9 protein-coding genes are annotated in these 12,842 nt (G+C 39.3%); 3 read left to right on the top strand and 6 right to left on the bottom strand.

Going from position 1 to position 12,842, the window contains the following annotated elements; genetic code table 11:
• Positions 1–124: 124 nt before the first annotated feature.
• Together K2F45_RS13515 and K2F45_RS13520 are read left to right on the top strand one after the other, a co-directional pair.
• Complete coding sequence (locus tag K2F45_RS13515) at positions 125–784, top strand: FadR/GntR family transcriptional regulator (RefSeq protein ID WP_075992647.1); 660 nt, start codon at positions 125–127, stop codon at positions 782–784.
• Between the two features lie 88 nt (positions 785–872).
• Positions 873–2,084 (top strand): MFS transporter, encoded by a 1,212-nt coding sequence (locus tag K2F45_RS13520; RefSeq protein WP_075994804.1) that lies wholly within the window; start codon positions 873–875, stop codon positions 2,082–2,084.
• Between the two features lie 49 nt (positions 2,085–2,133).
• Here K2F45_RS13520 and K2F45_RS13525 read toward each other — a convergent pair whose 3' ends face one another.
• Together K2F45_RS13525 and K2F45_RS13530 are read right to left on the bottom strand one after the other, a co-directional pair.
• Entirely contained in the window at positions 2,134–4,011 is a 1,878-nt protein-coding gene (locus tag K2F45_RS13525) for a RagB/SusD family nutrient uptake outer membrane protein (RefSeq protein ID WP_075992648.1), read from the bottom strand.
• A gap of 37 nt (positions 4,012–4,048) precedes the next feature.
• Entirely contained in the window at positions 4,049–7,264 is a 3,216-nt protein-coding gene (locus K2F45_RS13530) for a SusC/RagA family TonB-linked outer membrane protein (RefSeq protein ID WP_083663633.1), read from the bottom strand.
• A gap of 492 nt (positions 7,265–7,756) precedes the next feature.
• On the opposite strand from K2F45_RS13530, the gene K2F45_RS13535 reads away from it, so the two are divergent.
• On the top strand, positions 7,757–8,299 hold the full coding sequence (locus K2F45_RS13535) for a GNAT family N-acetyltransferase (RefSeq protein ID WP_172840692.1): 543 nt from the start codon (positions 7,757–7,759) through the stop codon (positions 8,297–8,299).
• Between the two features lie 43 nt (positions 8,300–8,342).
• Here K2F45_RS13535 and K2F45_RS13540 read toward each other — a convergent pair whose 3' ends face one another.
• The 4 genes from K2F45_RS13540 to K2F45_RS13555 form a co-directional block, all read right to left on the bottom strand.
• A complete protein-coding gene (locus K2F45_RS13540) occupies positions 8,343–9,239 on the bottom strand; it encodes a polysaccharide deacetylase family protein (RefSeq protein ID WP_075992649.1) in 897 nt (298 codons plus the stop codon).
• Positions 9,240–9,488: 249 nt separating this feature from the next.
• The gene (locus tag K2F45_RS13545) at positions 9,489–10,238 is read right to left on the bottom strand and encodes a succinate dehydrogenase/fumarate reductase iron-sulfur subunit (protein WP_248931718.1); all 750 of its coding nucleotides are present in this window, start codon (positions 10,236–10,238) and stop codon (positions 9,489–9,491) included.
• Between the two features lie 11 nt (positions 10,239–10,249).
• Positions 10,250–12,166, bottom strand: a complete 1,917-nt coding sequence (locus K2F45_RS13550; protein WP_075992651.1) for a fumarate reductase/succinate dehydrogenase flavoprotein subunit — start codon at positions 12,164–12,166, stop codon at positions 10,250–10,252.
• Positions 12,167–12,178: 12 nt separating this feature from the next.
• Positions 12,179–12,835 carry a succinate dehydrogenase cytochrome b subunit gene (locus K2F45_RS13555; protein WP_075992652.1) on the bottom strand — a complete coding sequence of 219 codons (657 nt, stop codon included), beginning with the start codon at positions 12,833–12,835 and terminating at the stop codon, positions 12,179–12,181.
• Positions 12,836–12,842 lie beyond the last annotated feature (7 nt).

The raw sequence follows: 12,842 nt of genomic DNA on the forward strand, positions 1-12,842 counted from the left end.
TAAACCCTGTAATAAATATCTGTTGTAGTGGTAACAATATTCGGTTAGTTTGATCAAATTTTTGAAAATAAATAAGAATTCAAAAAATTCTACTACCTTTGCAATCATCAGATGATATGATTATATGAAGACTGAAGCTATCGTACGAAGATCCTTGGCGGAGGAAGTTGCCGCGGCAATAGAAGAAAAAATCAAATTGGGTGAATTTCCTGTAGAATCTAAACTTCCTACGGAACCAGAATTGATGAAGCAATTTGCTGTGGGCAGATCCAGCATTCGTGAAGCTGTCAAATATTTAAGTCAATCAGGCTATCTAAATGTGCAACAAGGGCTTGGTACTTTTGTCAAAAGTAGTACGGGGCATCATGCCCTTGATTCAAAAATTGAGAAAGCCAATTTTAACGATATTTTTGAAGTTAGACACGTATTAGAGTTGCGAATTATTGAAAAAGCAGCCTTAAATCGTACTTCGAAAGGTCTCAAAGATATGGCGCAAGCACTTAAAAATAGAGCTAGATACGCCGAAATGGGAAATTTGACCGCATGCGTTAATGCTGATATTGCCTTTCACAGTGCAATTGCTGAATCATGTGGAAATAGTATTTTGACCGCTTTATATACAACCTTATCTGAGCATGTCAATAAGTTCTTCATGACGATTTATAAGGATACAGTCCCCTTCTTAACTTCTCAACAGCAACACGAGGAACTGATGTTGGCAATTAAAGATAAAGAAGTGAAAAAAGCTGTTGATATTGCTAACCGAATTATCCAACAACTGTAATTTTCCTGTAGCATATACAAACTATCATTCTAAATATATTCAATTTTTATAAACTAAAACATCAGATGACCTGATGAATATTTCCTTTATGAAAACACAATCACTAAACCCGAGTGGATCTTGGAAAAGTTCCGAAACCGTCTATCCGATTTTATTTGCGATTAGTCTTTCACACTTGCTCAATGACCTGATTCAATCTGTCATCCCAGCAGTGTATCCCATGTTAAAGTCAAATTATGCCCTTAGTTTTACCCAAATTGGTATTATAACGTTGGTTTTTCAGCTTACCGCCTCTATTTTGCAACCTTTTGTAGGTTTGTATACAGATAAAAACCCTACTCCCCGGTCACTTGCTGTCGGTATGCTTTTTTCTTTAGCCGGATTGATATGCATTTCTTTTGCGTCAAACTTTATCTACATTCTCCTTTCTGTAAGTCTAATTGGGATGGGTTCGTCTATATTTCATCCTGAAGCTTCTCGAGTTGCTCATTTAGCTTCCGGAGGCAAAAAAGGTCTCGCCCAGTCGATCTTTCAGGTCGGTGGTAATGCTGGTGGTGCGATAGGTCCCCTTCTTGTCGCACTTATTGTGATCCCTTTTGGCCAACAATACATCGGTATGTTTGGGGTATTGGCCATTGTAGCCGTTATGATTCTTACTTATGTTGGTAATTGGTATCAAATACACCTCAAGCCTAAGGCACAAACAACTTCCGTTGCTGCTTCAAAATCTGATCTGTCAAAATCAAAAGTAATTTTTGCACTTGTAATTTTATTGATACTCATTTTTTCCAAATATTTTTACATGGCTTCAATGACCAGCTACTTCACCTTCTATTTGATCAATAAATTCCATGTTTCTGTTCAGGAATCTCAGATTTATTTATTTATATTTCTTGCTTCTGTTGCCGCTGGCACTATATTGGGTGGTCCCTTGGGCGATCATTACGGACGTAAATTAATAATTTGGGTATCAATTCTTGGGGCAGCGCCATTTACGTTACTATTACCCCATGTAGGACTTGGACTAACCATTGTCCTTGCTATTATAATCGGTTTGATCATCTCCTCGGCATTTTCTGCTATCTTGGTTTATGCGACAGAGCTTATCCCCGGGAAAGTTGGGATGATTGCAGGCTTATTTTTTGGTTTTGCCTTTGGCATGGGGGGCATTGGTTCGGCTGTATTGGGCTGGCTTGCAGATCGCACTTCAATTGAATATGTATTCAACATCTGCGCTTATCTTCCATTAATTGGAATCGTTACAGGATTACTACCTAATATTAGTCAAAAGAAAAACTAGTTATTAATAAGAAAAAGCCCTTCTACTATTAAAGAAGGGCTTTTTCTTATTAATAACCTGGATTTTGAATTAGTTTAGTATTTCTATTTATCTCATCTCTGTGTATAGAGGTAAAATACATTTTGTCGTCCCAACTTCTATTTTCAATTCCTGGATCAATATTTGAAACAGCATAGGTATAGGTGTAATTCTCTGGATTATATTGGTAAAGAGTCACATTTTTACCAGCCTTAAGGGTTCCCGTGATATTTATAATGTTCGCCTTTCTGCCTAATGTCTCAGAAGCAATCATCCAACGCCTAGCGTCAAAAAAGCGATGTTCTTCGTAAGCTAGCTCAATCCGGCGCTCGTTTCTATAGCGTGCTTTTAATGCCATACCCGTTTCGCTTGTGGATATTGCGGGCATTCCTGCTCTGAATCGGATTTTATTTAACCATATTTTAGCTTCATTCTCTTCCCCTAATTCAATACATGCTTCTACATAGTTCAATATCGCTTCCGTATAGCGAAACATTGGCCAAGGAATACGTTGTCGTGTATTTTGATCTTCCATTGTAGGATCTGGATCTGTAAATTTACGAATATAATACCCCGTCCTCGAACCATTCCAGTCTTCAATTGGACTCTTTCTTGTATCGAGACCAAATTGAATAACCTTCTGTCCTTTCGCATTAATTACTTCGTATTGTCCAGTTTGAATTTGATTTGCCTTATCTCTTTCAGCAACATCTGCTGTCCTGGGCTTCCAATCTGCACCATCATATAAAATCGTTGCCTTTAAACGTGGGTCGCGGTTTTGATAGGGGCTTGCGGCCATAGAAGGATTGGACCAATCAAATTTTTGGCCATTACTAGTCTCATAGTCGTCTACCAATAGCTGAATCGGTGTATTTCCTGCCCAGTTATGATAACCATTTGGCCCGTTGTCACGTCCTACCCAACCACCTCGCTCGTCTTTTTCATCAATAAAGAATCGACCTAAAATTATATCTTTTCCAGCTGTAAAATCAACGGTCTTACTACCCCCTCCTAATGATACAGCCATATAGTTGGCCGTTCCCTCACTAGGTGACGCTGGTTGAGTCAAGTCTAACTTATAGGCGAATTCTGTATGATCCAATACGGCTTTTGCTGCAGTTTTTGCTTTAGTCCAGCGTTCCATTTGACTACCATTGGTATACATTAGATACTCGGGATTTTTATATGCTGCTAATAAGGTAGATTTTGCTTTTGCTTTACTTCCATCATGGAGGTCACTGGCAGCATATAATAGCACTCTTGACTTTAAGGCCAATACAGCGGTTTCATTTGCACGTCCCTTTGCCGATGAAATACCCTTTAGCAAAAGAGCTGCACTATCGAGATCTTTCACGATCGCATTGACACACTCCTCATAGCTGTTTCTTGGCACCATATAGTCTTTATCATTCAATGTATAGATCTTATTATCAATCGGTATACCTCCATAAAAACGTAACAGCTGTTGATAATAATACCCACGTAGGAAATACGCCTCGCCTAAAAGCTTGTCAGCCTTTGCTTTGTCAAACTTGGGTGAGCTTAAATTAGCAATGGCGATATTTGTTGCCCGTATACGCGTATACATACGTCCATATTCATAAGTATCCATTATATAGCCTTGATCAGCTGGATTTGATCGAGATTCGGTGACAGTATTTATCCCGCGATTAGGGTGTGTAAATAAAGCCTCATCTGTCATGGACGCCATTTCCTGTTCATAAAAGCCTCCTACTCCAAAGCCGTTATAGATTTCTGTCACGAAAGCCTCAGACAACCCAGCATCCGACCAAACAATCTCCTGTGGCACTTCACTGAGTGGCTTTGTACTTACAAAATCGTCATTACAAGCTTGTAATGAAGCAGAAAGTACAAATAGTATAAGTGATATATTCTTAATTTTTTTCATTTTTTTTTCTTAGTTAAGTTCTTGCGATAACAGCTGGTTAGAACGATAATAATGCGCCGACATTAATCAATCTCGCCTGCGGATAATATTGGCCCAACGCATTCACAGCTTCTGGATCGTACATTTTTATCTTACTCCAAGTAATGAGGTTCATCCCATTTGCATAGAGACGTAATGAACCAATACCAATTTTGCTACAAATACTTGAGGCTAAATTATACCCCAATTCTACGTTTTTCAACCTTAGATAATCTGTACTGCGCATCCAATAGGTGTTGTTATAGGAATAATATTGATTACCACGATCTGTCAAACGGGGGTATACACTGCTCGGGTTACTAATGCTCCAGCGTTTATCGTAGAACTCTTCTACAAAATTTCCGATAGAACCCGATTCATCCGTGCCTACACGTATCTCTCCACCTGTAGCTCCCTGAAATAGTACCGATAGATCAAAGTCTTTATAAGTTAAGCTAAAATTGAACCCGCCCTGGAACGTAGGATCACTATTTTTGTCACGTCTAACTTTATCATCTGGTGTTATTTTTCCATCACCATTGAAATCTTGATACTTCATGTCTCCTGGACGTAAAGTTTTTGTAATGGCGCTGTAATCCAACTTATTGTTGGCAATGTCTTCCATGTCACGGAATACGCCATCATAAACATAATAAATATCCGTTTTGATAGGTTTACCTGTGCTTTGTTGCCATGCTGGCGCGCCAGGAGCTTCATCCCAGAAGATAATTTTGTTTTTCGCATAACCACCATTGACACCTACAGTATAGCCCAAATCTCCCACTTTACCACGGTAACCTAAATTAAACTCCCAGCCCTTATTATCCACTTTACCAATATTTTCTGCTGGCAATGTCATCCCTGTACTTTGCGGTATGGAAGCATTTTTCCGCCATAGAATAGAATTGCGACGATTTTTAAAGATGTCAAACTCGAAATTTAACTTTCCTTGCAAAAACTGAAAATCAAATCCAAGATTATAATTATTGGCGACCTCCCAAGTAATCATTTCGTTAGGAACGCGGCTTTCATAAAGAGTCTTAGCTAGTTTATCGTTGACGATATAGGTTCCAAAAGAATAGGTTGAAAAATACTGATATTCTTGTAACTTGTCATCATAATAGATGTTGTCATTCCCCATCTGGCCATAGGAGGCACGTATCTTGAAATAATTAATTACAGGTACATTTTCCTTCCAGAAATTTTCTTCCGATACGACCCAGCCCGCCATAGCACCTGGGAAAAATCCAAATCTTTCACTTTCAGGGAACATATACGAGCCGTCATAACGCCACAGAAATTCCGCGATGTATTTACTTTTGTAATTATAGCCGAATCGACCAAAGTAATTTAACCTTGCTCTTTTCCATGCAGATCCGTCATTATTTTTTTCCTGTTCTCCACCCGCGAAAAGATAATCGATGGCATTTGAAAGAAAATAGCGACGATATGCACTAAATTTATCATTATCGATTGTTTCTCTGTTGATACCAGCAATAGCATTCACTTGATGGTCACCAAATTTTCGGTCAAAGCTCAAGATCCCTCCAAGCAAGATATTTAGCTGATCTTCATTACTTTGATTTAAATTTGGGTCGGCAGGACCGCGTCTTCCCGGAACCAGTTGTGGTGTAGTACCATCCGCTTCATAGGCCCCTTGCCAAGAATATAATGTCCAGGGTGTAACCCATGTTTTTTGATTTTTTACATATTTGTCAACAGAGGCATTCAATGTTAATTTAAGGCCATCTATCCATGGATTTGTAATCTCAACCTGCCCATTTGTTTGAAAATAGTAGCGTTTATCGTGATCGTAGCCTGTCGCATTAGTGGTAATTACCACCGGATTTTCGCCATTTTCGATATCTGGTCCTGGCATTCCATTGGGCCAAATTGCTGGTTGTGTCGGATTTCCCCGCATCAACATCCTAAAGACAGTACCAGCACTCTTAGTAGGGAAATTCCGATTTTCCTGTCTTCCTAAAACACCAAATTGTGTTTTGATATACTGGCTGATATTAGCATCTAGATTAATCCTTAAATCATATTGTTTATATCCTGTAGCCGAGTTCTTATAATAGGCATCTTGATTTTGATACCCCAGAGACATGAGATACTTTACATCCTCGGTACCACCATTAATTTGCAAGTTATGCCGTTGTTGAGGGGACCAGTCTTTTAAAGTTGCCTTATACCAGTCCGTATTCGGATGTCCCCAAGGATCTGATCCATCCTTGAACTTTTGGATATCTTCCGGTTTAAATGGCGCATCTAATACTCCGCCCCCCTGCTTATTGTAACTACCTTTATCATTGATAGCGGTGTAAGCCGCAGACCATTCTTCAACAGGTAGGTTATAAATCTCCAACTCATTACGGATCTCAGCAAATTGAGCTGCATTGGTCAATTTAGGTATTACAGTCGGCTGAGAATATCCCTGATTAAAAGTATAAGAAAACTGAGGCTTTCCTGTCTTTCCTCTTCTTGTCGTCACAAGGATAACCCCATTTGCTGCCCGGGCACCATAAATAGCAGCGGATGCATCCTTTAAAACCGAGATATTTTCTATATCGCGGGGATTGATCCGGTCGATTCCGCCTTCCCGTGCAGGAACCCCATCGATAACGACCAGAGGACTGCTATTTCCTAATGTATTCGTACCCCGTATTTTGATATTGGAACCATCGTATCCAGGCTCAGCGCTTCCATTGGTCGCTGTAACTCCCGGTACTCGTCCTGTTAATGCATTGGAAACGTTCAACGCCGGAGATTGAGCAAGGTCACTTCCCTTGACAGTAGCTACAGCACCTGTAACCGTTTCCTTACGTTGTTTCCCGTAACCAACAACAACGACTTCTTCGAGATTGGATTCCGAATTCAAAAGCGTGACATCTATCGCATGCCGTCCTTTAACAGATTCATCCATAGACTGCTTACCCACCATCCTAAAATTAATGATCGCATTCATAGGGACCTTATCCAACTTGTACTTACCTTGACTGTCGGTTTTTGTTACAAGGTTCGTTCCATTTACAGATACTGTTACTCCAGGAATAGGAATTCCTGTTTCATCATGTACAGTTCCGGAAACGCTTTGCTCCTGTTGAAAGAGAATTCCATAGCTTGCGAGGGTTGCAGCATCAACGATTTGAGGACTCAGGGCCACTAAAGAGCACAACGATCCAGTCCAAAACGCTCTCTTCCATTGATTTGAGAAATAATGGCAGTTAATCATAAAAACTGTTTAATTGTTTAAATTTTGTGTTTAATTAGTTATTTTTTTACTCCTTAAAGACATATCGGTTTAGGCGTCTTATCAGAAGTGGTTTATAATTGTTTATCTAACATGAAAATACGAAAATAAATATACAAAGCAAGTGTTAATTTTACACTATTTAACACTTTAACTTTAATAAGCTGAAAATAAATAGTTTGCAAAAATAAAAATGGTTCGCCTTATTTTTCGATCAGGTATAAAACAACCTTATTAGGATGATACCTTGTACAAAAACGCTAACTGCTCGTCTTTAAAAGAAATTTCCGACAGAAAAGTATACTCTAGTAAATCGAAAGTATATTATCAATTTTTTAAATAATAATATGCATCTTTATTCCTTATAATTAGATCTATAATTGATTGTTTTAAAACAACTATGTGTGTACAAACAATGGAGCTCAATACGGATCTATTAATAGCAAAGAAATAGTTATATCTACGAACAAAACTATGCACATAAAAATCAGGCAAGAAAAGTCAAGTGATCCAACTATTGTATTCGAACTGATCCGACTCGCTTTTGAAAACGAACATTATAGCGATCATCAAGAGCACATTCTAGTAGAAAAACTGAGAAAGAGAGCGGAATTTATACCACAACTGTCCATGGTAGCAGAGGTTGAGGGAGAAATATTAGGCTACATCCTCCTGACAAAGGTGCAGATTATTGATAAAGAGAATCAAAAAGTTTTCGATTCTCTTGCCTTGGCTCCTGTCGCTGTGCTGCCTCTGTTTCAAGGAAAAGGAATTGGCGGAAAATTAATTCTTGGCGCCCATCAGATTGCAAAAAAATTGGGTTTTGGATCGGTAGTTGTGCTCGGACATGCAGACTATTATCCTAAATTTGGATATGTACCTGCATCAGTCTATGGTATAAAATTTCCATTTGATGTTCCTGATGAAAATTGTATGATAAAAGAACTGACAGACAATTCCTTAAAAGGTATACAGGGCACTGTCCATTATCCAGAAGAGTTTGGTGTTATTTCATAAACCAAACTCTTCATTATGATTTGATGCTAATTAACAATTCTATTTAATATTTAATCGGATAGTCTTGCATAAATTCAAACTGATAACCATCTTTTTTCAATGCATCTATTAAAGAAGACAACTCCTGCTGTCCCTTTTGCGTTTGAAACATATCATCATGCATCAAGAAAACAACATTATTAGGCACCATTGAGCTTTTATTGTTCATGTAATTCCGAATGTGTGACAAAGTAGACTCCTGGCTTTGTATTGGTGCACCAGTGATGCTATTAAGCCGCCACTCGACATCCCAACCATAAATTGTATATCCGTTCTTATGCAATAGATCGGCGGTGCTGGATCCATTCTTCAGGTCGATCTTACGAACATCATCATATATCCAGATATTCCTGCCCGGAAGTCGAACGATCTTATGTTTTAGATTGAGATCTTTTTCATTCTTTTCAAAATCAGCAAATGCATTTTGGGGGTTATTATAAAATCGAGAATACTGATTGTTTGCATGTGTATAGCTATGATTATAACAGGCTATAAGCGGATTGGATTCATAACGGGCAAGATCGCGTTTCCGCCCTTTGCTCATATTAGCGTGCTTACCAATCAAGAATACACTCACTTTAATGTTTTTTTCTTTCGCTATAGAATCAATAAAGGCACTACCAATCAATGGTCCGTCATCGAAAGTAAGGTAGATATGTTTTGGATACGTATCAAATGCTTTCCGCAGGGAATCCTTAAGTTCACGTTTTTGTTGTTTGATCGGAACAGGATGCAAGCTATCTACTGTAAATTGAATCTGATTTTTCTGAAGTGAATCCCACCTATTTAACAAATGTGGTATTTTTTCCTTGACAACCAATTTTTCCGTAAGTGTGTCTTTCAGCTCGCCTTTTCCCAAGACTTTGTTTGAAAAATCCTTACATGCGGTTACACTAAACATTGTACTACAAATGAAAAGTACCACAAACAACCTACTACACTTCATATCAATCGCTATAACTTTAATGAATTTCTTTTTTCAAAATTACTACAAAAACCTATTTATTAACCATAAAATCTTACAAATCCCTACTTTCAGGGATAAGGTTAGTAACCTTCAACAATCCCGTACACCTCTTTTTATGGCTTCAGTTTTTATTATAAATCCGATATAAGAAACAATCGTGCCACTTTTTTCGACAGTTGGTCTCTATTTCTTTTTGAAAAATAGTGCTTTGTTATATTCAAAATTCATGCGCGCTATATTCAAAACTGATATACCTTGTGGGCACTCCACCTCGCAGGCTTCTGTATTCGTGCAGTGACCAAATGACTCCAAATCCATTTGTTTCACCATATTTAAAACGCGTTCACTGCGCTCTTCTTTTCCCTGTGGAAGCAAAGCCATATGGGTAATCTTTGCGGAGGTAAATAGTGCTGCACTACCATTTTTACACGTTGCAACACAAGCACCACAGCCAATACAGGCCGCTGAGTCAAATGCTGACTCAGCTAACTCATGAGAAATAGGAATCACTGTCGCGTCTGGGGCTTGACCAGTATTGATGGATACAAATCCCCCAGAAGAAATAATTCGGTCAAATGCCGAACGGTCCACTTTCAAATCCTTTTTAACCTGAAATGCTGCTGATCGAAAAGGTTCGATAAGAATCGTATCATTATCTTTAAATGAACGTAAATGTAGCTGACAGGTGGTTGTATGCTTAAGAGGTCCATGTGCAATGCCATTGATCATCATACCGCATTGCCCACAGATCCCTTCACGACAATCATGGTCAAACTCTACAGGGTCGTCTCCATGCGTAACAAGCTGTTCATTCAGGGTATCCAACATCTCCAAAAACGACATATGTGGATTGAGATCTGTTAAGGTGTAAGTAACTAATTTTCCTGTAGCGTTGCGATCTTTTTGCCGCCATATTTTAAGGTGTAAATCCATAATCGTTCTATTTATTTATAGCTCCTTACAGTTGGTTGTATCTCTTCAAAAATTAATGGTTCCCGAATTAGCTCAGGTTCTTGCCCCTCTCCCTTCCAGGCCCAAGCGGAAATAAACTGGTATTCAGCGTCATTCCGTAATGCCTCCCCATCTGCAGTCTGATATTCCTCCCGGAAATGTGCCCCACAGGATTCGTTCCGCGTCAACGCATCATAACACATCAATTCTCCAATTTCAAAGTAATCGGCTACACGTCCAGCTTTTTCCAGTTCCGTATTTAAGGTATTGGCTTCACCACTAACAATAACATCTTTATAAAACTCTTGCTTCAACCTATTAATCTCCACAATAGCATGACGGAGGCCTTTCTCATTACGCGCGAGCCCACAATAGTCATAGAGTATTTTACCCAGTGTTTTATGAAAATAATCCACGGTTTTACTGCCTTTAATCTTTAAAAATCGATCAATTTGTGCACGAACACCTACCTCTGCACGTTCAAACTCAATATGGTCTGTAGAAATTTTTCCCGTGTGAATATCGTTTGCCAAATAATTTGCAATCGTATAGGGCGCAATAAAATAACCATCCACAGAGGCTTGGAGTAAGGAATTGGCACCCAATCTATTTGCACCGTGATCTGCAAAATTAGCTTCACCTAACGCAAATAAGCCCGGCAGGCTTGTCATCAGCTCATAATCTATCCATAATCCCCCCATTGAAAAATGCGCGGAAGGTGAAATCATCATCGGTTCTTTATAAGCATCATATCCCGTGATCTTTTCATACATATCGAACAGATTACCATATTTCTCTTGTATTTTTTGTTTCCCCTGTTCTCTAATAGCTTTCGCAAAATCAAGGTAAACAGCATTTTTAAGTGGACCAATCCCAAAGCCAGCATCAATCCGTTCTTTGGCCGCTCGAGATGAAATGTCCCTTGGAGCAAGATTACCAAATGCCGGATAACGACGTTCTAAATAGTAATCTCTCTCTTCCTCAGGAATAGCGTTTGGTTCCCGCTTCTCATCTTCTTTCAAAGGAACCCAAATCCTTCCGTCATTACGTAACGACTCTGACATTAGTGTTAATTTAGACTGATAATCGCCGGACTGCGGCAACGAAGTTGGATGAATCTGAATCCAGCTCGGGGAGGCCATTAATGCCCCCTTCTTGTGTGCCCGCCAAATGGCAGAGCCATTACAGCCCATTGCTAGTGTCGATAGATAATAAATTTTACCATACCCTCCGGTTGCCAATATAACGGTATGTGCAGCGTGTCGTTCAAGCTCCCCTGTATCAAGATTTCGAACAATAACGCCTCGGGCCTTTCCATCTATTACGACGATGTCGAGCATTTCATGTCTGGAGAAAAGCTGTACGGCACCTTTGCCGACCTGACGCATAAGTGCCTGATACGCTCCCAAAAGAAGCTGCTGTCCAGTTTGACCTCTCGCATAGAATGTACGACTTACCTGTACACCTCCAAAAGATCGATTATTCAGATAGCCTCCATATTCACGACCGAAAGGAACACCCTGTGCAACTGCCTGGTCGATTAAATTGAGCGAACATTCGGCCATACGATAGACGTTGGCCTCACGGGCACGAAAATCACCGCCCTTTAGCGTATCAACAAACATACGATAAACACTGTCCCCGTCATTTTTATAATTTTTTGCGGCATTTACACCTCCTTGAGCAGCCACAGAATGTGCCCTTCTCGGACTATCCTGAAAGCAGAAGGATTTTACCTGGTATCCCATCTCCCCAAGAGAAGCCGCGATGGAGCTACCTGCCAGTCCGGTTCCGATAACGATAACATCCAGTTTTTTACGATTTGCAGGATTAACAAGCTTGGCAGTCTTTTTATAACGGGTCCATTTTTGATCCAATGGTCCATCCGGTATTTTTGAATTTAATGTCATAACTTCTCCCCCTTATTTAACTGTAAAAAATATATAAATAGGCATCAAAGCAAAACCAATGCTGATGATGACCGAATAGCTGATACCAATAATCTTAAACCATTTAACAAATTTGGGATGGAATAAGCCTAAAGTTCGAATCGCACTATGAATCCCATGAATAAGATGATAACACAAGGCAACCATCGATAAAACGTAAATAAGAACATACCACCATTGCTGAAAAACCTCGATTACAAGTACATATAAATCCTTGTTACCGCGTTCATCAAGTGGAGGAGCGCCAAATTTGTACACGTACCAAAAATTCTGGAAATGGATAACTAAAAAAATGAGGATCAGGGTCCCTAAAATCCCCATATTGCGCGAATACCACTTACTTGCTCTTCCCCGATGATCTGAAACATAGTGGGCACCGGTCTTTTTATTCTTTACGGTGATGATCAATCCGTCCAACGCATGCAAAATAATGCTGGCATAGAGTACGTAAGAAATAATTTTGATCAAGATATTGCCTGCCAAAAAATGGGAGTAGGCATTAAATTGTAGATGTGCTTGTTCCTGCGGTAAGAATAGCTGTAAGTTCCCTAGAAAGTGAATCAGTAAAAAGAACGCTAAAAATAAACCCGTCAGACACATAAGCATCTTCTTTGACAATGTAGATAACATAATAAGA

This window comes from Sphingobacterium siyangense, assembly GCF_023277505.1.
In the GTDB taxonomy this organism is placed as follows: domain Bacteria; phylum Bacteroidota; class Bacteroidia; order Sphingobacteriales; family Sphingobacteriaceae; genus Sphingobacterium; species Sphingobacterium siyangense.

Excerpts from the sequence above, each read along its gene's own strand:
- K2F45_RS13540 (WP_075992649.1), bottom strand. The coding sequence starts at position 9,239 with ATGTTTAGTGTAACCGCATGTAAGGATTTTTCAAACAAAGTCTTGGGA.
- K2F45_RS13515 (WP_075992647.1), top strand. The coding sequence starts at position 125 with ATGAAGACTGAAGCTATCGTACGAAGATCCTTGGCGGAGGAAGTTGCC.
- K2F45_RS13535 (WP_172840692.1), top strand. The coding sequence starts at position 7,757 with ATGCACATAAAAATCAGGCAAGAAAAGTCAAGTGATCCAACTATTGTA.
- K2F45_RS13520 (WP_075994804.1), top strand. The coding sequence starts at position 873 with ATGAAAACACAATCACTAAACCCGAGTGGATCTTGGAAAAGTTCCGAA.
- K2F45_RS13550 (WP_075992651.1), bottom strand. The coding sequence starts at position 12,166 with ATGACATTAAATTCAAAAATACCGGATGGACCATTGGATCAAAAATGG.
- K2F45_RS13545 (WP_248931718.1), bottom strand. The coding sequence starts at position 10,238 with ATGGATTTACACCTTAAAATATGGCGGCAAAAAGATCGCAACGCTACA.
- K2F45_RS13555 (WP_075992652.1), bottom strand. The coding sequence starts at position 12,835 with ATGTTATCTACATTGTCAAAGAAGATGCTTATGTGTCTGACGGGTTTA.
- K2F45_RS13530 (WP_083663633.1), bottom strand. The coding sequence starts at position 7,264 with ATGATTAACTGCCATTATTTCTCAAATCAATGGAAGAGAGCGTTTTGG.
- K2F45_RS13525 (WP_075992648.1), bottom strand. The coding sequence starts at position 4,011 with ATGAAAAAAATTAAGAATATATCACTTATACTATTTGTACTTTCTGCT.